Source organism: Bacillus sp. AFS053548 (assembly GCF_002575105.1).
Classification (GTDB): domain Bacteria; phylum Bacillota; class Bacilli; order Bacillales; family Bacillaceae_G; genus Gottfriedia.
In genome coordinates this window covers 17,391-39,162 of sequence record NZ_NUHI01000023.1, presented here as the reverse complement: position 1 = coordinate 39,162, position 21,772 = coordinate 17,391, and the positions used below count along the sequence as shown (strand labels likewise).

Genomic DNA, 21,772 nt, shown 5'->3' with positions numbered 1-21,772 from the left:
GGCATACTCTTATAAAGTGATTTTGGGAATGTCTTTTCCCTTAAAAATGAAATAAACAGGTGATTTTATGACGCAGAATGGTTTTCGAGAGGAAAAAGAAGTTCACCATATGGAGGAATTGAAAGTCCTTATTGAAGAGGCAAAGGAGTTTATTCAGTATGGAAAAGTAGCCAATTATATTCCTGCTCTTGCAAAGGCAAATAAAAAGGATTTATCGTTGGCTGTGTTTTTGCCTGATGGACGACATTTTGAAGCTGGTAATACGAGCATCCGTTTTACTTTGCAAAGTATTTCGAAGGTAATTTCGCTAGCTTTAGTTTTAATGGATCGTGGAGAAGATTTTGTATTTGAGCGAGTAGGGATGGAGCCTACTGGTGATCCGTTTAATTCAATTGCAAAATTAGAAGTTAGGTCTGCTGGAAAGCCGTTAAATCCAATGATTAATGCGGGGGCTTTGGCAGTTACAAGTATGATTAAAGGTCATAGTATAAATGATCGCTTTAATCGACTATTAAACTTTATGAGGGTTTTAACAGATAATAAAGATCTTTCTTATTCGAAAGAAGTTGCTACATCTGAATTTGAAACAGCGCACTTGAACAGATCGCTTTGTTACTTTATGAAAGAGCATGGAATTATTACTGAAGATGTTGAATTGTTATTAGATTTATATACAAAACAATGTTCAATCGAAATAAACTGTTTAGAAATGGCGAGAATTGGACTTATTTTCGCACTTGATGGTTGGGATCCAATTTCTAAAGCGCAGCTTATACCTGAAAAAGTAGCAAAGATTTGTAACACTTTTATGGTTACTTGTGGGATGTATAATGCATCGGGTGAGTTTGCGATTAAAGTTGGAATTCCTGCTAAAAGTGGTGTTTCTGGTGGTGTTATGGGTGCGGTACCTCGCCGATTTGGAATTGGTGTTTATGGACCGTCACTTGATGAAAAAGGAAATAGTATAGCCGGTATTAAATTATTAGAGTTACTGGCTTCACGATATAACTTGAGTATTTTTTAATATAGAGGGCTGTCCATAAGTTAGGTTAATTGACGAGTGGGCAAGCCCTTTTTATGTTGAGGTGGGGTATCTTGTCAGTATTATTCATTTGTGATGAATTTTACTGCTACTCTTTATAGTAAACTAGCAAATTTTTTTCGTTTTTTATCAGATTAGAGAAAACTTAGAGAAATTTTGCTATTATTCCATTTGAAATTAGCTACTTCAGTACAATTATTATGTTCTAATACCTTTACCACTATAGGTATTTTTCTACTTTATTTGCGATTCTCGAATTTTAATTGCAGTTCGTCGTTTAGTGCTTTCTTAAAGTCAGTTTTACATTTTATCAAGTTCCTCACTTTAGTGATAAAGTCCCACCCCCCTTTTAATTTCTCTCCTTAGTCCTGCTATTCCATAATCATCCACATATAATGAGGTCTTTAGATTCCCTTTTTTCGAATATTTTGTGTATAGTAAGGATAGACGCAAAAAAGGGAGATAGGAAAATGGACTCACTATTATTACTTTTTATTTTAGGAATCGGTGCAGCAGTAGTTGGAACATTAGCAGGTGGTGGAGGATTAATTACACTCCCGATGATGATTTTTCTTGGCATTCCTATACAAACGGGTATTGCCACAAATAAGTTTGCTTCAGGTTTGGGTTCGTTTAGTAGTATCCTTTATACAATTAAAAAGAAAGATTTTAAGGCCTCAGTCATTTTTCAATTTATATTCGTTTCGTTTATTGGTGGGGGAATTGGTGCATTTGTAACGAGCATGTTAGATGAACATGTAATGAATATTGTGGCATTAGTTTTATTAACTGGTTCATTATGGCTAACATTTGCAAGTAAAAAGTGGAACTATGAAACTACGAATAAAAGTGGTGTTGAAAAGCAAACATTGCTAGATAGGGGCATCTTAACAGGGATTGGTGTTTATGACGGAGGCTTCGGTCCAGGTTCTTCAACATTTGCAATCTTGTATTTTATTAAAAAAGGGTTTACTTATGTTAATGCAGTTCAGTTGGCTAGAGTATTAAATTTTGGGAGTTGTTTATCAGCATTTATCATATTTTATATGACAGGGCACTTCCAATGGAAAATTGCTGTGACCATGGCTGCTGCTTCAATTGTTGGTAATCAAGTAGGGTTAAGATTTGCAGAATTTGTTCCAATGAAGCTAGCTAGAATTCTATTAATTTCAGTTTCTGTTTTATTAATTGTTCAAGTAAGTTTAAAGTTATTTATATAAAAAAACTAGGTCTGTAGGTATATACAGGCCTTTATTATTTTACTTGGAGGTAATTTTTACCACTAGGTAGAATAGCTTAATTAATCAAAAGTGTAAGAGGTGAGTGTAGTGAATTTGAAGGAATATCAATGGGTAAAAGAAAATCGTGAAGCCTTGTTAAATTTTTGTGGTGAATTAAAGCCAGAGGATTTTACTCGTAAATTAGACGGGTTTGGTTTCCAAAGTGTTAGAGAAACGCTACTACATATAGCTGAATGTTATATTGCATGGGTTGGGTCTTTTATATTAGTGAAAACGAAAAAGCCAATTACGCCAAAGGAAAACGTTGTAAATCTTAGCCTTGATGATATTAAATCAAGATTTGAACAAGCTGATTTATTCGTGAGTGAATTATTGGATATGACAGTTGACCGTTTGAATAAACCAATTGTTAGAAAGATTCCATGGAGAGATCATAAGGAAGAAATATCTTTCACACCGATGAAATTGTTGGTACATACGATCACGCATGAATATCATCATAAAGGGCAAATTGTCGCGATGGCTAGACAGATGGGCTATATTCCACCTAATACTGATGTTTTAGGTACCGAGGATTAGGGGGGGATAAAATGAATACGAGATTGGCAGAAGTAAAAGATATTGAGCAGTTAATTAAGATGAGATGGGATATTACTTTGGAAGATTACGAGACTGGAAGAATTAAAGAGAGTGAATACAATAACTTTTCCAGTGAATGTCGTGATTTTTTACTAAATGCAATGAACAGTAAGCAGTGGTATATATGGGTTGCTGAAATAGAAGGTACAATTGTTTCCCATATTTATATTGAACTTATTCAAAAAGTACCTCGACCTGGTAGAGTGACTAATCCTTTTGCTTTCATGACGAATGTATATACATTAAAGGAGTATCGAGGGAAGGGGATTGGAGGAAAATTAATCTCCAAAGTAAATAAATGGGTAAGCGAAATGAAGTTCGAATTTGTTATTGTTTGGCCGAGCGAGCAAGGTGTTAATTTTTATAAGAGAAACGGTTATAATCAATGTATTGAAGCAATGGAGTATTTTCCAAATTTAGATAAATAATCTAGGAGAATGATTTATGAATCAATTAGATACAGCTTATATAGACACTCCGTTAGGTACTTTAAGGATTGTTGGAAATGAAAAAGGAGTAGCATATATTGATTTTGTCAAAGAAGAGAATGACGAAATTCAAAAAATAGTGCCACCTTCTTTGAAGGATGCAGGAAATGAATTGGTTGAATATTTCAGTGGATCTAGGAAGGAATTTAGTATTCAATCAATTGCAAAGGGAACTCCTTTTCAAGAAAGTGTGTGGCGGGAACTAGTTAAGATTAAATATGGAGAAACTGCTTCGTATGCAGATATTGCTACTCGAATAGGAAACCCCAAGGCAGTAAGAGCAGTTGCGAATGCAAATGCAAGAAATCCATTAAGTATCATCGTTCCATGCCATCGCATTATTGGGTCAAATGGGAAGCTAACAGGCTATGCTGGTGGCCTGTGGAGGAAAGAATGGCTATTAAATAGAGAGCAGGGAAGAGAGACTTTTAAATTTTAAAAAGAAAGAGCAGGAATAACGGAAGTGTTAAGAGTGAATATCACTCCAACTTCATTATTCTTGCTCTTATTTATTCTTTTTGATCGTTATCGTTGTTAATGTTTATTTCGATATTTGTTTCAGGATCGTCATCAATAATCTTATCCGCGAATTTCGCTTTTTTCCTTAAATTGATGATTCTAGTTATATTAACAATCACTACTTTACATATTGCGTATGTTGGCACAGCTAAAACCATACCAAGTACACCTGCAAAGTTACCAGCGAATAATAATAATAAAATAATCGTTAAAGGATGAATATTTAACTTTTTCCCCATGATATATGGTGAGATTAAGTTTGAATCAATTTGTTGAACAATTAAAATGATCAGTACAACGAATAAAGCTAATTTAGGAGAAATTAGAGCCGCAACGATCACTGCAGGAGCTCCACCAATAAACGGGCCAAAGTAAGGGATAATATTTGTAATAGCAGCTACTAACGCTAAAATTAAGGCATTAGGTATTCCGATAATACTATATCCAATAAATGTCCCAATTCCAACAAAAATACAAACAATCGTTTGACCCTGAATGTATGAAGCCAATGTTTCGCTTGTTTCATTTGCAATATGAATTGCTTCATTCCTTAAGCTTTGTGGTAAAAAACGAGACATCGCAGCTGGAAATTTATGACCATCTTTAAACATATAAAACAGTATAAATGGAACTGTTAATATGATTAACGTTACATTACTTAAAATATTGAAAAACGCACCAATTCCTCCAGTTATGCCCCCGATAAATACTAGGGCATAGTCTGCAACTTTCTTTTCTAAATCTTTAATTTCAACGTAATTTTGACTTCCTAACCACTTCTCTAATAGGCCAATCTTATTTGTTGCTTCATTTACAATTGTTGGCATATTATTTACTAAATCTTTAAATTGTTCAGTTAAGGTTGGGAATACATTAATGATAGATACTACAGCAATTAGGATTAATCCGAGATAGAGAAGAAGAATGCCTATTGAACGGGGCACTTTTTTTCGCTCTAAAAAATCAACTATTGGTGCAAATAGGAAATATAGAAAGATTGAGACAAGTATTGGCGCGAATAAAGTACTGATTAAAATAGCAATTGGTTGAAATAAGAATGATATTTTTGTTCCAACGAATAAGACTAAGAATAATAATAGTAGTTCGATCGTCCAAAATAATAACTTAGAGTTTTTATACAATTAATATCCTCCCACTATATTTTAATTAAAAAACTATGTATAAATACCATATTATAACAAAAAGAGATGCTTGTAAAAGCATCTCTCGGTGTATAAAACTAAAAATTTAATTACTAGACTGTGAGGTTCTTTTGAAGTACCTTTTACTGATTTGGTTCAGTTATTGTTTGCATTGTACCTGTTTTATGCTTGTTTCCACTGTAGAAACGGAATAGATCACCGTAAACAATATTATCTGATAGTGTTAGCTCTTTTTTTGCTTTATCAATTAATAGTTTCGCTTCTTGATCAGGAACTTCTACTTTTTCAGCAGTTAATCGATTATAAAATTCATTAGAGCCAGCTACATAATAATATTTATTTGTAACGAAGCTTCCATCACGGAAAACAATGAATTCCGAATAATCTGGGCTAAATAAATCTTTACCAAATTCAATATCTGTTTTTGTATCAACGCCTAACAGATGAAGAATTGTAGGTTTTACATCAATTTGACCAGCAACCTTTGAGATTGTTTGACCTTGTTTTTGCTTAGGTAAATGAATAATAAATGGCGTACGTTGTAAATCCATATGGTCATATGGAGTAATTTCGTCTTTACCTAAGAACTGAGCCATTGCACGATTGTGGTTTTCAGAAATACCATAATGATCACCATACATAACAAGAATTGTATTATCATATAGACCTGATTTTTTCAGACCTTCAATAAAGTGTTTAATTGATTCATCCATATATCGTACTGTTGTTACATAACGATCAAGTGTCTCGTCACCAGAATTATATTGATCAATGTATTGATCTTGTGGATCAAGTACGAAAGGATAGTGGTTTGATAAAGTTAAGAATCTAGTATAAAACGGTTGTTTCACTTGTGATAAAAGAGGAAGTGATTGTTCAAAGAAATCTTCATCCTTTAATCCCCAGTTTACTGAGTTTTCATCGGTAATATTATAATCTACTTCATTAAAGTAGCGATCGTAGCCTAAAGAAGGGTACATTACATTTCGATTCCAAAAGCTTTTATTATTTGCATGGAAAACAGCTGAATAATATCCTTGATCTTTTAAAATTTCAGGAGTAGCCATATATTCGTTATTTGCATGGGTAAAATAGACAGCACCGCGATCTAATGGATATAAAGAGTTATCAATAATGAACTCAGCATCAGATGTTTTTCCTTGACCAGTTTGGTGATAGAAGTGGTCAAAATAATAACTTTCTTTAATGTATTTATTTAAAAATGGAGTTATTTCTTTACCATTAACCTTTGCGCCAATTGTGAAATTTTGCATTGATTCTAAAGAAATAACAATAACATTTTTACCTTTATATTTACCGAAAAGCTTTGCATTTGCTTTTACGCCGTTACTATTTACATAGTTTTCAATTTCAGTTAATTTACTGCTATCCGCAAAGGCCTTTTGTGTTGAAGTCTTTGTTTGAAGTGATAAATCATAACCTTGGTAAACATATAATCCAAGATTTTTTACAAGCATTTCACGATCAAATGAACGAGTAAGCAATTCAGGTCTTTCCATTTCAGCTAAACCTAAGTTTAAAACTGCAATTGCAATCGTCATTAAATAATAAGTTGACTTCATAAATGAAGGTACTCGACCAGTGTTTGAAAATTTAGGAAATTTCTTTGAGATTAAATATAGGATAACAATATCAATAAACATAAAAAGAATTTTAAAGCTTGCTAGTTCTTTTACACTTGATCCTAAATCGCCCATATTACTAGTTTGGAACAGCACTGGTAATGTTATGAAGTCGTTAAAGAATCCGTAAAATAAAACGTTTCCACATAATAGCAAGGTTAAAATGAAATTAGTCAAAAGCGCGATTGTATTACGTTTTTTCCCTTTGAAAAAAAGTGCGATCCCTACAAGGAATAATGAGGATGCCAAAGGGCTAATAAATAATATTACATTTTGAAAGACTGTATCAATTTTTAAATCGAATCCAAACAGAGTAACAATATACGTTTTTAGCCAAACTACTAACGCAACCAGTAATACGAATCGTACACGTGAAAATGTTGCTTTAATTGAAGTAGGCATAGTCCTAATCCCCCTTAAATACAAAACAAACTAGCGGTCATTCACTAGCTTTTCTTTAAATATGCATCTCTCTAAGTCGTCAAAATTTATCGTACTCCGTTTAATTTTAAAAATCAATAGGAAATACGATTTCGTTATGTAAATCTGTTCGACAAAATATTCTAACTACCTATAAAATAAAAAAGAAATAGGCTACTAGTAAGCCTATTTCTTTTCATTTTATGGACAACTATCTTAATCTATGCTTCTTAATAGTAATTTTTTTAGCATTGGTTTTAATTGAAGTCTTAAATCCTCTGCATTTGAGGCGATTAAGTAATGGTGCTGATAAATATTTTTCATTAATTGTGAAGTTTCTTCTTGGTGTTCTTCTTCCTCAATGAAAGTACCGATTACCTCAATTCCAAGTTTTCTAGCTTGTTTAACTGCTTCATGCGTATCGATAATCCCATCCTGGAAATAATCTAATGCTGAAGGTTCGCCATCTGTAAATACGAGCAAAAATTTATGCTTTTCCGAACGTTTAGCGAGCTCTTCTGAAACAATTCGAATCATTAAGCCGTCACGATTATCCTCTTCTTCTTGAAGCTGCATGATATTTGGACCTACTGAAGGTGATAAAGAGCTTGAAAACGGAATGACTTGATGTAAAATATTTGGTTTGTTTTCTTTTGTAGCATTTGAAGCATCCTCCCAAAAGCCACTAATACTATGAGAGATTTTTAATTGTTTTAAAGTTTCATGGAATAGAATGACGCTTTTTTTCACTTCATCCATTTTATTAAACATCGATCCCGAGCAATCAACTAATAAGTAAAAAACAGCATCTAATTCTTTCGATTCAGTTTGTTTTTTATAAAACATTTTTGGATTTTCTTCAGTGAAAAGTCGAATCCATTTTTTATTTAACCTACCATAGTATTTATCAGTAGGTGCATTTTGTTTATTTTCTAATGATTTTTCTATCGTTTTTCTTAGTTCTTTAACATCTTTAGATACCATTGATGACAATGTAGAATACTGTTTCTTTTCGGTAACTGTTTGTCCAATTGCTTCTTTATATTTGATAGAAACATTACTATTGTATTTACCAAAAGGATTTTGCTGTGAAGAGGATGAATTCGTAGCCTCATAAGAATCAGTTTGTTTTGACTTTTTATTCTCTCCTTGTTTGGAGGAACCAAATGCATTTGCAATTGCCTGATCGCCGGCCTCTTCTTCTCGTGCAAAATTAGCTTTAATAGAAGTTTTTGTACCACTTTCAACTTCAAATCGTAAAAAATTATCATCTGTTTCATTATTTTTACTTTCTCTATGCCAGGTTGATAATCTTTCATCTTCGCTATTTCTTTCATCAAGACCCTCTTGCTGGTCGTCATTTTGAAGCTCTTTTACCTTACTATTACATAAAGCTAATTCGTTAATTTTATTTAACGGTAAATAGCCAAAATATGTGTGAATCATATCTTCCTTATACAGTGAGAGTAGTCTCTGCTGCACTCTAAATACAATGGAAGAAATATCACTTGTTTTCTTAGCTTCAAACGCTTGGAAGAGGATGGGTAAAATATCCTCGAGTTGTTCATTCGTTTGATAAGTTAATTGAGTAGAAGTAAGTGAAAGATAAATTAAACAAAATAATTGATCTAATTGGAAATTACGCATTTCATTTGCTTTGAATTGTGATTGAAAATAATGTCTATATATATTTCTTCTAGTAGAAAATAATTGTCTTGTACCTGATCTTTGATGAATAATTAACTCTTCAAGCCGGATATCCTCAAGAAGGACAAATAATTGTGTGAAAAAACTTTTTAAATGAGTTTCTTGTAATTCCTTTAGTGTCTCTTTAAATTCACTAAAATCTGAGTAATGTTTATTACCTAAAGCTTTTAAGTACACATCTGATTTCAAACCTTGTAACTGTGTACTATGCTCTTGTGTATCCCAAAAATGACTGACAGTAAATTTTTGTTCTTCATCGTCGTAATACGCCTGAAAATCAAATTCTAAAAATGAACTACGATCTTTCGAAAGAGAAATCGATAAATTTTCCATTTGAAGAAAAGTGGAAGCGTCGATTTTTTTATTGTTAAAAATGATTTGTTTCATATGTTAATCATCACTCATTTCAAGAAAGAAAATAACTTTCTGCTAGTTCTCTAACAGTCTCGCGCTCAATGTCATCACTTAATTTAGCGATAATTGTACGTTCAATTGCTCGAAGTACTGGTATATGAACAGATAAATCACATGCGTCAAGAACACCTCGAATACTTGCTGCATCTTCACTAATTCTGCCTTCACTTGCTAATGGAATTAAATCACTTGAAAAGCTTGTGAATTTCTTTAGTAGGTCTTCATCTTTAAGCTCAGATTCATCTTTTAATAACTGAAGTAATGATTCCCCGTTAATATATGGAACATCTATGATAATGAAGCGATTTTTTAAAGCTTCATTTAATTCGCTTGTTCCTACATATCCTTCATTTATTGCGGCGATTACTCTAAAGTTTTCGTCACCTTTTACTACTTCTTGAGTGAATGGATTTGTTATCATTTTTCGATAATCAAGTGCACCATGTAGTAATGGTAATGTTTCTGGTTTAGCCATGTTAATTTCATCAATATATAAAATATGACCTTTTTTCATTGCTTTCATTAAAGGTCCATCGATGAATACTACTTCAGATCCGTTCGTATTAGAGGTAATTGTGTTGTATCCAACAATACCTTCTATATCTAAATCGACTGAACAGTTTATGCTATGCATCGGTTGATAAAGCAATTTTGAAAGAGTCTCAGCTAAAACCGTTTTACCACTTCCTGTTGGACCTTTTAATAAAATATTTTTACCAAGAAGAAGGGCAGTAATAGCATCTTCTAAAATCGTTTTGTCTTGAGAAACATATTGTTTTGTGCCGATTAATAATTGCTCTTCTTTTAGAACTTTTTGAATTTGTTCATTATATATTAAATTTAATTTTTCATTAATCGAACTAGAAAGATTTAGTTTTGTATTCATAAATTACTCCTTTAAATAAACATTGTTCAATTGGATTATGCATTTGTGTATTAACCATTGTATTATCGCATAGTTGGATTGTGAATGTCTTGTCCACAAATTCACATGAAATTGCTAATACAGTTATTATCTTTTGAGTATAACAGTTTGTCGTTTAACAGGAAAGTTTTCAGAGTGAATTACTATATATATGAAGCAACTGTAATTTAGTGGAAAGAATTAAGTGTTTATATGAGTTAACTTTGCAACTAATTTGTTCAATGTTTCACAATATGTTCATAATACAAACGATTGTTTCAGTTCATCGTATGTTAAATTAGATACGTAATCTGTTATATACTTAATTAACTTTCTGTATTATATGCAAAAAGAGGAGGAGTAATACGATGGAACAATGGAGACAATTTGAAACTGGACGATGGGAACAAACGATTGATGTAAGGGACTTTATTCAAAAAAATGTTAAATCTTATGTTGGGGATGACTCATTTCTTTTAGGACCAACAGATGCAACTAATAAACTATGGGATATAGTACTTAAACTATCTAAAGAAGAACGCGAAAATGGCGGAGTTTTAGATATGGATACGAAAATTGTATCTACGATTACTTCACACGAACCAGGATACTTAGAGAAAGAATTAGAGCAAATTGTTGGATTCCAAACAGATAAACCGTTTAAAAGATCATTACAACCATTCGGTGGAATTCGAATGGCTGAAGCATCATGCGAGTCTTATGGATATAAAGTTGATGATGAAATAAGCAAAATATTTACAGAATATCGAAAAACACATAATCAAGGCGTATTTGATGCCTATACATCAGAAATGAAAGCAGCAAGAAGTTCTGGTGTTATTACAGGTCTACCTGATGCTTACGGGCGTGGAAGAATTATAGGTGACTATAGAAGGGTAGCTTTATATGGGGTAGATAGACTGATTAAAGATAAAATTGATACTTTAAATAAAACAACAAGTGTTATGTCAGAAGAAGTAATAAGAGATCGTGAAGAAATAAATGAACAAATCCGTGCATTAAATGAATTAAAACAAATGGCAACAAAACATGGGTTTGATATTGCTAGACCTGCAACAAACGCAAAAGAAGCTTTCCAATGGTTATATTTTGGCTATTTAGCAGCAATAAAAGAGCAAAATGGAGCAGCTATGAGCTTAGGGCGAGTTTCAACATTTTTGGATATTTATATAGAAAGAGATCTTGAAGAAAGTACTTTAACTGAACAAGACGCACAAGAATTAGTCGATCACTTTGTAATGAAACTGAGATTAGTCAAGTTTGCTCGTACGCCTGATTATAATGAATTATTTTCAGGCGATCCTACTTGGGTAACAGAGTCAATCGGTGGAATAGGAATAGATGGTCGTCCACTTGTAACAAAGAACTCATTCCGTTTTTTAAATACTTTAGATAATCTAGGACCAGCTCCAGAACCTAACTTAACTGTCTTATGGTCATCAAAACTACCAGATGGATTCAAACAATATTGTGCTAAAATGTCAATTAAAACTAGCTCAATTCAATATGAAAATGATGATATCATGCGTCCGGATTATGGTGATGATTATGGTATTGCATGTTGCGTTTCCGCTATGACAATCGGTAAACAAATGCAGTTCTTTGGCGCACGTGCAAATCTTGCTAAAGCATTGTTATACGCGATTAATGGTGGTAAAGACGAAAAGTCAAAAGCTCAAGTAGCACCTATGTATGCTCCGATTACATCTGAGTATCTGGACTATGAGGAAGTAAAGGTTAAGTTCGACGTTTTATTAGATTGGTTAGCAGACTTATATGTTAATACATTAAATTGTATCCACTTTATGCATGATAAATATAGCTATGAACGAATTGAAATGGCGTTACATGATGCAAATATAAAACGTACTATGGCAACAGGTATTGCAGGATTGTCAGTATGTGCTGATTCATTATCAGCTATTAAGCATGCAAATGTTAAAACAATTCGAGATGAGAATGGAATCGTTGTTGATTTTGAAATTGAGGGAGAGTATCCAAAATACGGGAACAACAATGATCTCGTAGATGATATTGCAGTTGAACTTGTTGAAAGCTTTATGGCAAAAGTAAGAAAGCATAAAACATATCGTAATTCAATTCATACAACATCAGTGCTAACGATTACGTCTAATGTTGTTTATGGTAAAAAGACAGGGAATACACCAGACGGAAGAAAAGCTGGAGAACCATTTGCTCCTGGTGCCAATCCGTTACATGGTCGCGATACAAATGGAGCTCTAGCATCATTAAATTCAGTAGCGAAATTACCTTACGAAGATGCACAAGATGGAATTTCAAATACTTTTTCAATCGTTCCAAAAGCTTTAGGTAAGGACGAGAGTACACAAATAGTAAACTTAGTAGCAATGTTAGATGGATATACAGAAAAAGGTGGTCATCACTTAAACGTAAATGTATTCAATCGAGAAACATTAATGGATGCAATGGAACATCCTGAAGAATATCCGCAATTAACGATTAGAGTTTCGGGTTATGCAGTTAACTTCATAAAACTAACTAGGGAACAACAAATTGACGTAATAAATAGAACTTTCCACGGTTCTATGTAATAATCTCTGTTTTTCAAGCCTAGTGGGGGACATGCTTCACTAGGCTTGAATGTTTTTACTAAATGAGGAGGAGAATGACAATGATTTCAGGAAATATACATTCAATTGAAACTTGTGGAACTGTCGATGGACCAGGTCTTAGATATGTAATCTTTACGCAAGGATGTTTATTAAGATGTCAATATTGTCATAACGCAGATACGTGGAAAATTGGAGCAGGCAAAGAAATGTCAGTTGATCAATTAATGAAGGATATCAAGACGTATATTCCATTTATGAGATCATCTGGAGGTGGTGTTACGGTTAGTGGTGGAGAACCATTATTACAATTAGACTTTCTATTAGAACTGTTTAAATCTTGTAGAAAAAGTGGGATTCATACAACGATTGATACATCGGGTGGATGTTTCAGCACTGAGCCAAACTTTCTTTTAAAATTAGACGAAGTATTAGAATACACTGATTTAGTATTATTAGATTTAAAGCATTTTGACGAAAAAAGACATATAAAACTTACGGGAAAATCAAATGAGCAAATTAAAAATTTTGCAAAATACTTGAGCAAGAAAAATATTCCGGTTTGGATTAGGCATGTCTTAGTTCCTGGGATCACCGACTCAGAAGATGATCTAATAAAACTAGGTAGTTTTATAAACACTTTAGGTAACGTGGAAAAAGTAGAAATTTTACCATATCATCAATTAGGAGTCTATAAATGGGAAGCATTAGGATTAAAATATCCTTTAAAAGATATTCAACCACCATCAAATGAAAGTGTTAATCATGCTTATCAACTATTAACTCATTAGAAAGAATTACAAACTTGTTTATAAAACTAATTACGTTGAACTGTCCTTTAAATGTTAGGCGTCTAACATTTAAAGGACAGTTTATTTAATAAGCTTTTTATTATTATTTAGACGATTGACTAAAATAAATTTGAGGTTAGTGAATATAATGAAAAATAGTTATTTATAGTTACTTATTTTAAAGGGTGAATTTTTATGAAGGAGTTTCGTTTTTCTTGGTATGTTTTACTAGATGATCAGAATGGAATCGAAGGGGGATCTTTTGTTCGAGGAGAAAAAATTGAAGATGAAATGCATCGAATAAAAGAAAAACTTAGTAAGGAATATTATGTTAGACCGTCATCTGTTTATATTATTGAATCAAGTGAAAATTAAATAAGATATTGTAAATTTTGAAAGTTGTTTATACAGAGTATTACAGTTTATAAAGTTATTCTAGAAAAACAAAAAAGGCTTCCTAAGAAAGCCTTTTTGAATAAAATTATTTGCCTACTCCATTAAAATTAGTATAACCTGCAGCACGATCAGCTTTCTTAAATTCCTTTGCATATAATACTTCTTGAGTAGAACTTAAATTACGTCTCGTTTTATCTTTTCGTTTATCCACAAAAAACACCTCGCTAAGTTATAAAATCCTTAGTAAGTCTCTCCATTTTTTGTGGCTGATATACTAAATTATGCTTCTTTTAAATGCGTAACTTCATGTTGTTGGTAATCTTCACGCATTGTATGCAATAAATAATTGTCTTTGGTAATTTCAAATAAATCGTAAATTTCTTCATTTTGATTAATTTCATCATATAAACATTTACGTGATTCATTTGCTAATGATGCGTATGGTAGTTTACTTGCAGCATAAAAAGAGCGTTTATTAACTTTACGAATACGCATAAAAATAGAGTTGATTCCTAAATCGTGAAATAACTCATGGAAGAAAGCGTCTTTTGCTGGTTTATTATAACCCATTCCGTGAAAAGGTTTGCCTAACCACGTTCCTAAAAAGCCATATCCATCTTCAATATCATGTAAAGAAATGTTACCAATAGGGTTACCCCACTCATCTAAGATTGTTCTTGATATCATTTTTCCTTGTTCTTCTAGTTCGATTGCCTGCTTTGTGATAAATAGAAATTCTTCGTACGAATTTGCTTTATGACGCACAAAGGGAAAGACATCATGATGCACCATAAGTTCAAAAAGTACAGAACAATCTTGTAAATCTCGCTGTTTCAGCATCTCTACTCCTCCTCATAATAAGGGTAGCGAAAGAAGGTTACGCCACCCGCGAAATTTTTGTGAGGACTAAACAATAAAATTTAAAGTCCTGTGAAGTGCATTAATTATGAATAAATTAAGAATAATTTTTTAATGCACCCTAAAATTTCGGGGTGGGAATCGAACCCACTAGGACCAGCGATTTACTGGTGGCTCACCATTTGCCTTTCCCGTTAAAATACTATATAAGAAAAGTGTTTTCACACTTTCTATTTAATTTACCGCAAACGTTCTTACTATACTATAATAAACGATTTTGTTCAAATTGCAAACTAAAATTATTCGATATTTTTATACACAATTCTACCATCTATGACAGTGAGTAATGGTTTAGCCATATAATGAAACGGATGATGGGACCATAATACTACATCACCATCTTTACCAATTTCTAAGCTACCAATTCTATGAGATAAATTAAGATTTTTTGCTGGATTAATAGTAATTGCTTTTAATGCTTCGAGCTCAGGTAAACCTTCTCGAACTGCGATAGCTGCACATACATTTAAATACTGAATTGGCGTATAAGGATGGTCAGTTGTAATTGAAACACTTACCCCAATATCAGCAAGAGCTTTGTATGTAGTCCAGGATTTATTTTTTAATTCGATTTTTGAACGTCTAGTTAATGTAGGACCAACAGATACTTGAAGGTTTCGATCCTTTAGATGGTCAATAATTAAATGACCTTCTGTACAATGTTCAATTCGTATATCTAAGTTAAATTCTTCACCAAAACGTAAAGCTGATAAAATATCATCTGCACGATGAGCATGAATTCGTACTGGAATTTCTCTATTTAAAGCTTTAATAATTGGTAAAATTCGAAAGTCATCTGGGTTATGCGAGTTTTTAGCTTCATAGAATGCTTCACGAAGCATTCCCATAATACCCATTCTAGTAATTGATTCTTTATTCCCGTTACTGTGAGTTCTTTTTGGATTTTCACCAAAAGCGATTTTCAATCCAGACGGTTCTTGAATAATCATTTTATCGACACTTTTACCATATGTTTTAATTGTACAAGTTGTTCCACCAATTACATTTCCACTACCAGGCATAATATGAGCTGTTGTAATTCCATGTTGGATCGCATCAGTAAAAGCAACATCAAGTGGCAATATTCCATCCATTGATCGAATATGTGGAGTCAATACTTCAATTGTTTCATTCGCATCATTTCCAGCCCAACCAGTTCCTTCGTCATATAGTCCTAGGTGAGTGTGTACATCAATAAAACCCGGAAAAAGCGGTTTTCCTGCACATTCTATGACAATTGTTTGATCTTCAATCGAAAAAATCTCAGGTGCAATTTCTTTAATTTTCCCATTTTCAATTAACAAGTCATGGTTATATAAAACTTGAGATGTAATAGGAAAAATGGTTGCATTTTTAAATAATAGATTCATGATAAATCCTTTCAAATACTAATTTAAAGTTAACAGTAAAGCTTCTTTTAAAGATGGGAATTGAAAGTTATAATTAGTTTGAATGGCTTTAGAAGGCATAACTTTTTGACCTTCTAAAACTAACATACTCATTTCACCTAGTAATAATTGAAGGGCAAAATTTGGAACTTTCAATATATTTGGCCGATGTAAAGCTGCTGAAAGGGATTTGCTAAACTCGTTCATTGTTACTGGATTAGGTGACACTAAATTGATTGGCCCTCTAATTTCGGTATTTTTTATCGAATGAAGTATTAGTCCAACAACATCCTTTTCATGAATCCAAGATATCCACTGGTTACCTTTTCCGATTGGACCACCAATAAATAATTTATAAGGCAAAATCATTTTTGGAAGTGCTCCACCATTTAACCCTAAAACAAGACCAAATCTAGCGAGAATAGTCCGAATTCCCAGTTCTTCAGCTTTTCTGGCAACAGTTTCCCATTCTCTTACAGTTGATGCTAAAAAATCATTTGAATTAGGCTTGTCATGTTCATTAAAAGTTATTGACCCGGAGGTTCCATAAAACCCTATTGCGCTAGCATTAATAAAAAGGTTTGGACGATGGGCTTGTCTTTCAAACCATGTAATTAGAATATTTGTTGATTTTATACGACTTTGTAGAATTTTGTCTTTTAATTGTTTAGTCCACCTACCGCTGTTTATTGATTCACCGGCTAAATTAATGACTACATCAATGGACTCCCCAAAAGAATTCGAGGTTAATTGATCCCAATTAATATAAGTAATAAATGGATTAGATGTTGTTCTTATATTTCTTGTGACAATATAACATTGAAATTCATGTCGAATAAATTCATTTATTAATTGAGATCCAATAAACCCTGTACCGCCTGTAAGAAGAATCTTCATCCACGCATCTCCTTAATTCATAATATGATATTATTATTTTTATGTGTACATAAAAACAAAATTTCTTTTGAGGTAAATTATGTCTATAATTACGAAAATTCAAGTTCAAAAATTAAATAAAGAACGATTTAATATTTATACAGATAGTGGTAATGGTGAAGAGTATTCGTTTAGTGTAGACGCTGATACTCTTGTTAAATTTAACATTAAAAAAGGACAATCATTTGAGCTATTTGAACTAGAAGAGATATTAAATGCCGATCAACTTAGAAAGGCATATCTTTCTAGCATTGTTTACTTATCTCGAATGATGAGAACAAAAAAAGAAATAGAACAATATTTAACAAAGCAAGAGTTCTTAATTGATACAATACAAACTACAATTATCCGACTTGTAGAAGAAGGGTATATTAATGAGGAAAAATACGCTGAAAGTTATGTCCGTACGTCTATTAATACGACATTGAAAGGTCCAACAATCATTAAGAATGATTTACTAGCAAAAGGGATTCACAATTCTGTAATCGAGAAAAGCTTAATTTTATTTTCAAAAGATAAACAAATTCAACATGCTATTTCACTCTGCCAAAAAAAAGTTTCTGCACTTTCGAAGTACTCAACAAATCAAAAAAAGGCAAAGCTTGAAGAACTTCTGAGAAGAAAAGGATATTCTGCAAACATCACTTCGATTGCAATTGAAGAAACACAATATGAAAGTGAAGAAGATGAAGAATTACAAGCTCTATTAATACATGCTAGAAAAGCGAAAAAGAAATATGAAAAATTAAGTGGCTGGGAATATACTCAAAAAATGAAAACAGTATTATTTCGAAAAGGTTTCCCAATTGATTTAATTGGAAAAGCAATTTTAATTTTAGAAGAGGAAGAATACTAAATTAATTGAGTATATGGACAAAGTTTAAAAAAATTGATTTTAAAGACTGATTGCAAGCGCTTGTCTGTCGAGGCGCGAATTTACCCTAGACGGAAATGAGCACCGCAGAAAGGCGAGCGTTTGTCGACAGTCTGAAACTAAATTAATTGGTTGTCTGTTATTAGCTTGATATAATAAAATATCTAAATGATTTAGAGGAGACTTAAAATGGAAATTCCAAAACGATATAGTGACTTAACGAAAGATGAATTAGTTCAAGAAATCAGCAATTTGAATCATCAAGCTAGAAAAGCTGAACAAATGGATATGATCAATGAACTTGAAGTTATACTTCGTAAAAAAACGATGGCTCAATCATATTTATTAGACGTAAGTCAATTTATTCCTGGCGAGCAATATGAATTAATTGAAGAACCTGGTGTATTATTTATGATCACATATATGAATGGTATATTTGCTTGGGGTCATAAAAGCACTAGTGAAGAAGAAATAGGAATCCCAATCGCATTATTAAAGAAACCAGGGATGTAAAAACCCTGGTTAAATTTCTATTCATCACGATTACTTTTTGCCATACGATCTTGTGGATTTGTATTAATGCTCCCATTTGGACGGATAGAGGCATTTTGTGATTTGTAATCTATATTACCATCAATAGCCATATCATGCTTTTGTTTTGAAAAACGTTCACTTTTTGTTGTCATCTTAAAAATCCCTCCTAGTGATTAATACTAATTGATGAAATAAACCATCATCAATATGATGACCATTTTGAATTTAGATATGATGATAATTAATGTTTAAAAATTGGAAGGTGTAATTTTATGGAGAAATATTTAGAGCAATTAACTGAGCTATTACTAAAAGAAAATAGTCATTTAACATACTCACAAGCAAAAATTTGGGTTGAATGGCTATGGGAAGATTTTGAAGCAACTTATGCTAAAGCTGGAGAATATTATGGAGAACAAATGTCTAAAAAAGTTGTTCAACAATTTATTTTCCAATATGGAAAATATTTGCATGAAACAGATATAAAAATTGCAAAGCCACCAGGATTAGAAATTATAGAAACGAAAGAAAAGGATAATCTTCTTCACTAATTAAATAACCCTTAGCAAAAAATTGCTAAGGGTTATTTTTGGGTTTTTCAAGATTCCGCCTTTAGTTTTTTCTGTAATTTTTTCTCACTAAAGATCCAGCCTGTGAAGGAACTGATAATATTATGTTCGTAGTCAAATTTGACTACTGCAACAAATGGGTAGTATGTTTCGGTCCTGTACCTTAGATCGATTAATCTTAATTCTTTATGGTCGTCATGTCCAATCAATTCCCAAATATAAACTGGTGAAAATGCAAGGAATGATTTAACGTTTTCATCCTTAAAGGCTGCTTTTACGTCTTCAATTACTGGTAACGGGATTCTTTTAAATACGTCGTGGATTTTAAAGATTCTTTTCTTTATTTTACCAACGTAATGATGAGAATCTGTACTTGCTACAATATGATAATGAGTGTATTTTATAGAAGGTGAAACATAGACACGTTTTACATCAGGTAATTTTTTTGTGACTGTTTGAATGACGATTTGTTTTTGTCGATATCTAAACGCATAGTAAAAAATCATAATGAAATAGAGCATGACACAGATTGGACCGGCTCTAAAATGAAAAATAACAAATGGAACTCCAACTAAATGGATTGCAAAAATAATTGGATCGAAAGTATTTATGATGCCAAAAGCAATCCAGCGTTTTGAAAAAGGCCTTAGTGCTTGGGTTCCGTAGGCATTAAATAAATCAACAAATACGTGTACACTTACTGCCAGGAAGGACCAGAATAAATAGAGTCCAAAGTGTTCTCTATTGTTAAATAATGTCATAAGTGCAGAAAGTGATAATGTCCATAAAATGACTGCTGGAATTGAGTGCGTAATTCCACGATGATGTTTTAAATATTTTGCGTTATTTCTTAATTTTAATATCGTGTCACTGTCTGGTAATTGTGATCCGATGATTGTTGTTAATAAGAGTGAGTTTGTCAAATGTGGGTCATGTAGGACAATTGGACTCAGGGTTGCTAATCCGCCAAGTGTAAATCCCATTACAAGATGAGTACCAGTATCCATTTAGTTCCTCCCTTTACTTACCCTTTTAATTTTTATAGTATTGACTATTAACAAAAACATATAGATGTTAGAGAAAGGTATAAGTTATGAATAATGATTTAAATACGACATTAGAAGTTTTCCCCAAAAATGACTTTAAAAATAATTTAGTTAATTGGTTTTTAGCAGAACAGAGAGATTTACCTTGGAGAAAGAATAAAGACCCATATCGAGTATGGGTTTCAGAAATAATGCTTCAACAAACACGTGTAGATACAGTAATCCCTTTTTATAATAAGTTTATGCAAAATTTCCCTACTATTACTGACTTGGCTAATGCCGAAGAAGAAAAAGTACTAAAAGCATGGGAAGGACTTGGTTATTATTCTAGAGCTAGAAATTTGCAATCGGCTGTACGTGAAGTCCATGAAGAGTATTCAGGAAAAGTACCAGATACGCCAGAATTAATTAGCAAATTAAAAGGTGTAGGACCATATACTGCTGGAGCGATCCTTAGTATTGCATACGGTAAACCAGAGCCAGCGGTTGATGGGAATGTAATGAGGGTATTATCTAGAATATTAACAATTTGGGAGGACATTGGTGTTCCTAAAAACCGAAAAATTTTTGAACAAGCTGTAAGAGCTTTAATAAGTCATGAAGATCCATCTGCCTTTAATCAAGGTTTGATGGAGTTAGGCGCATTAATATGCACGCCAACAAATCCAGCATGTTTACTTTGTCCTGTGAGGGAACAATGTTTAGCTTTTGAAACTGGAGTTGTTACTGAGTTACCGATAAAAAGTAAAAAGAAAGCACCTAAACCAGTTAATTTAGCAGTAGGTGTCATTAAGAATAAAAATAACCAATATTTAATTCAACAAAGACCTTCTAGTGGATTACTTGCTAATATGTGGGAGTTTCCAACTGCTGAATTACAATCAACGATGTTATCAAAAAGTGATACACTTAGCTTTTTCTTAAATCAAGAATCTCAATTAGTAGTTGAAGGGTTATCTTATCAATTTAATATTGAACATGTTTTTTCACATCTTGTATGGAAAATGGAGGTATATGTTGGAGAAGCAATAAATGAAGGTAGTTTATCAAGTAATCAGAAATGGGTAACATTAGATGAGTGTAAAGAGCTCCCGTTTCCGGTAGTTCATCAAAAAATATATCAGCAAATCGAAAAGCTTCAGTAATGAAACAAAAAACCCCAACAAAGAGTTGGGGTTTTTGTGCTTTAAGAGTCACTTTAGTCAAAAGTAGGGCGGGTACCACTAGCCCAGTCTGCTTCATTTCTATGAAGACCGCCACGTGATTCAATTTCTTTTATTATTTCTTTTTGCATTGTGCTACCTTCAATATTTAAATAACCAGTAATTTGCTGAAATGAATGATGATAGTACTCCAATTCACTATCTTTCCACTGAGTTTTTGGAGTCATTGATAATTCTGAAAGATCTCTGCCAACGTACATAAAAAACCTCCTCATAATTTCTTCTCATAGTTTTCCACTCGAACAGTTCATTAAACAAAAAAATAAAGTAAAGTTTTTTACATATTACTCCGACTAATGGACATC

23 protein-coding genes are annotated in these 21,772 nt (G+C 32.5%); 12 read left to right on the top strand and 11 right to left on the bottom strand.

Features of this window, described 5'->3' with window-relative positions; genetic code table 11:
• Positions 1–67 precede the first annotated feature (67 nt).
• The 5 genes from glsA to CN946_RS11735 all read left to right on the top strand — a co-directional run bounded on the left by glsA (position 68) and on the right by CN946_RS11735 (position 3,849).
• Positions 68–1,024, top strand: a complete 957-nt coding sequence (glsA, locus tag CN946_RS11755; protein ID WP_098861281.1) for a glutaminase A — start codon at positions 68–70, stop codon at positions 1,022–1,024.
• Between the two features lie 488 nt (positions 1,025–1,512).
• Positions 1,513–2,262, top strand: coding sequence for a sulfite exporter TauE/SafE family protein (locus CN946_RS11750; protein ID WP_098861280.1), 750 nt, complete (start codon positions 1,513–1,515; stop codon positions 2,260–2,262).
• Between the two features lie 108 nt (positions 2,263–2,370).
• Positions 2,371–2,862 carry a DinB family protein gene (locus tag CN946_RS11745; protein ID WP_098861279.1) on the top strand — a complete coding sequence of 164 codons (492 nt, stop codon included), beginning with the start codon at positions 2,371–2,373 and terminating at the stop codon, positions 2,860–2,862.
• Positions 2,863–2,873: 11 nt separating this feature from the next.
• Positions 2,874–3,350, top strand: coding sequence for a GNAT family N-acetyltransferase (locus CN946_RS11740; RefSeq protein WP_098861278.1), 477 nt, complete (start codon positions 2,874–2,876; stop codon positions 3,348–3,350).
• 16 nt (positions 3,351–3,366) lie between these two features.
• On the top strand, positions 3,367–3,849 hold the full coding sequence (locus tag CN946_RS11735) for a methylated-DNA--[protein]-cysteine S-methyltransferase (RefSeq protein ID WP_098861277.1): 483 nt from the start codon (positions 3,367–3,369) through the stop codon (positions 3,847–3,849).
• A 70-nt stretch (positions 3,850–3,919) separates the two neighbouring features.
• On the opposite strand, the gene CN946_RS11730 is transcribed toward CN946_RS11735, so the two are convergent.
• The 4 genes from CN946_RS11730 to CN946_RS11715 all read right to left on the bottom strand — a co-directional run bounded on the left by CN946_RS11730 (position 3,920) and on the right by CN946_RS11715 (position 10,162).
• On the bottom strand, positions 3,920–5,071 hold the full coding sequence (locus tag CN946_RS11730; protein WP_098861276.1) for an AI-2E family transporter: 1,152 nt from the start codon (positions 5,069–5,071) through the stop codon (positions 3,920–3,922).
• Positions 5,072–5,214: 143 nt separating this feature from the next.
• Positions 5,215–7,137 (bottom strand): LTA synthase family protein, encoded by a 1,923-nt coding sequence (locus CN946_RS11725; protein ID WP_098861275.1) that lies wholly within the window; start codon positions 7,135–7,137, stop codon positions 5,215–5,217.
• A gap of 234 nt (positions 7,138–7,371) precedes the next feature.
• The gene (locus tag CN946_RS11720) at positions 7,372–9,249 is read right to left on the bottom strand and encodes a vWA domain-containing protein (RefSeq protein ID WP_098861274.1); all 1,878 of its coding nucleotides are present in this window, start codon (positions 9,247–9,249) and stop codon (positions 7,372–7,374) included.
• A gap of 19 nt (positions 9,250–9,268) precedes the next feature.
• Positions 9,269–10,162: an ATP-binding protein gene (locus CN946_RS11715; RefSeq protein ID WP_098861273.1), complete on the bottom strand. Its 894-nt coding sequence runs from the start codon at positions 10,160–10,162 to the stop codon at positions 9,269–9,271.
• A 386-nt stretch (positions 10,163–10,548) separates the two neighbouring features.
• On the opposite strand from CN946_RS11715, the gene pflB reads away from it, so the two are divergent.
• From pflB to CN946_RS11700, 3 genes are all read left to right on the top strand, one after another.
• A complete protein-coding gene (gene pflB, locus CN946_RS11710) occupies positions 10,549–12,774 on the top strand; it encodes a formate C-acetyltransferase (protein ID WP_098861272.1) in 2,226 nt (741 codons plus the stop codon).
• Between the two features lie 80 nt (positions 12,775–12,854).
• Complete coding sequence (gene pflA / locus CN946_RS11705; protein WP_098861271.1) at positions 12,855–13,583, top strand: pyruvate formate-lyase-activating protein; 729 nt, start codon at positions 12,855–12,857, stop codon at positions 13,581–13,583.
• A 195-nt stretch (positions 13,584–13,778) separates the two neighbouring features.
• Positions 13,779–13,958 carry a hypothetical protein gene (locus CN946_RS11700; protein ID WP_098429177.1) on the top strand — a complete coding sequence of 60 codons (180 nt, stop codon included), beginning with the start codon at positions 13,779–13,781 and terminating at the stop codon, positions 13,956–13,958.
• Between the two features lie 106 nt (positions 13,959–14,064).
• On the opposite strand, the gene CN946_RS11695 is transcribed toward CN946_RS11700, so the two are convergent.
• The 4 genes from CN946_RS11695 to CN946_RS11680 all read right to left on the bottom strand — a co-directional run bounded on the left by CN946_RS11695 (position 14,065) and on the right by CN946_RS11680 (position 17,182).
• Positions 14,065–14,190, bottom strand: coding sequence for a YfhE family protein (locus CN946_RS11695; RefSeq protein WP_098429176.1), 126 nt, complete (start codon positions 14,188–14,190; stop codon positions 14,065–14,067).
• A gap of 68 nt (positions 14,191–14,258) precedes the next feature.
• Positions 14,259–14,819 carry a GNAT family N-acetyltransferase gene (locus CN946_RS11690; protein ID WP_098429175.1) on the bottom strand — a complete coding sequence of 187 codons (561 nt, stop codon included), beginning with the start codon at positions 14,817–14,819 and terminating at the stop codon, positions 14,259–14,261.
• Positions 14,820–15,136: 317 nt separating this feature from the next.
• Positions 15,137–16,267, bottom strand: a complete 1,131-nt coding sequence (locus tag CN946_RS11685) for an amidohydrolase (protein WP_098429174.1) — start codon at positions 16,265–16,267, stop codon at positions 15,137–15,139.
• A gap of 18 nt (positions 16,268–16,285) precedes the next feature.
• On the bottom strand, positions 16,286–17,182 hold the full coding sequence (locus CN946_RS11680) for a TIGR01777 family oxidoreductase (RefSeq protein WP_098861270.1): 897 nt from the start codon (positions 17,180–17,182) through the stop codon (positions 16,286–16,288).
• Between the two features lie 79 nt (positions 17,183–17,261).
• On the opposite strand from CN946_RS11680, the gene recX reads away from it, so the two are divergent.
• A complete protein-coding gene (recX, locus tag CN946_RS11675; RefSeq protein WP_098861269.1) occupies positions 17,262–18,077 on the top strand; it encodes a recombination regulator RecX in 816 nt (271 codons plus the stop codon).
• 207 nt (positions 18,078–18,284) lie between these two features.
• Positions 18,285–18,608, top strand: a complete 324-nt coding sequence (locus tag CN946_RS11670) for a YfhH family protein (protein WP_056468329.1) — start codon at positions 18,285–18,287, stop codon at positions 18,606–18,608.
• A gap of 17 nt (positions 18,609–18,625) precedes the next feature.
• Here the strand turns inward: CN946_RS11670 and sspK are convergent, their stop codons facing one another.
• Positions 18,626–18,781: a small acid-soluble spore protein K gene (sspK, locus tag CN946_RS11665; RefSeq protein WP_082459389.1), complete on the bottom strand. Its 156-nt coding sequence runs from the start codon at positions 18,779–18,781 to the stop codon at positions 18,626–18,628.
• Between the two features lie 120 nt (positions 18,782–18,901).
• Between sspK and CN946_RS11660 the strand changes: the two genes are divergently transcribed.
• The gene (locus tag CN946_RS11660) at positions 18,902–19,180 is read left to right on the top strand and encodes a YfhJ family protein (protein WP_098861268.1); all 279 of its coding nucleotides are present in this window, start codon (positions 18,902–18,904) and stop codon (positions 19,178–19,180) included.
• A 47-nt stretch (positions 19,181–19,227) separates the two neighbouring features.
• On the opposite strand, the gene CN946_RS11655 is transcribed toward CN946_RS11660, so the two are convergent.
• Positions 19,228–20,205 carry a metal-dependent hydrolase gene (locus tag CN946_RS11655; RefSeq protein ID WP_098861267.1) on the bottom strand — a complete coding sequence of 326 codons (978 nt, stop codon included), beginning with the start codon at positions 20,203–20,205 and terminating at the stop codon, positions 19,228–19,230.
• Positions 20,206–20,291: 86 nt separating this feature from the next.
• On the opposite strand from CN946_RS11655, the gene mutY reads away from it, so the two are divergent.
• A complete protein-coding gene (gene mutY, locus CN946_RS11650; protein ID WP_098861266.1) occupies positions 20,292–21,389 on the top strand; it encodes an A/G-specific adenine glycosylase in 1,098 nt (365 codons plus the stop codon).
• A 53-nt stretch (positions 21,390–21,442) separates the two neighbouring features.
• Here the strand turns inward: mutY and CN946_RS11645 are convergent, their stop codons facing one another.
• Positions 21,443–21,667, bottom strand: coding sequence for a hypothetical protein (locus tag CN946_RS11645; protein WP_098861265.1), 225 nt, complete (start codon positions 21,665–21,667; stop codon positions 21,443–21,445).
• Between the last annotated feature and the right edge of the window lie 105 nt (positions 21,668–21,772).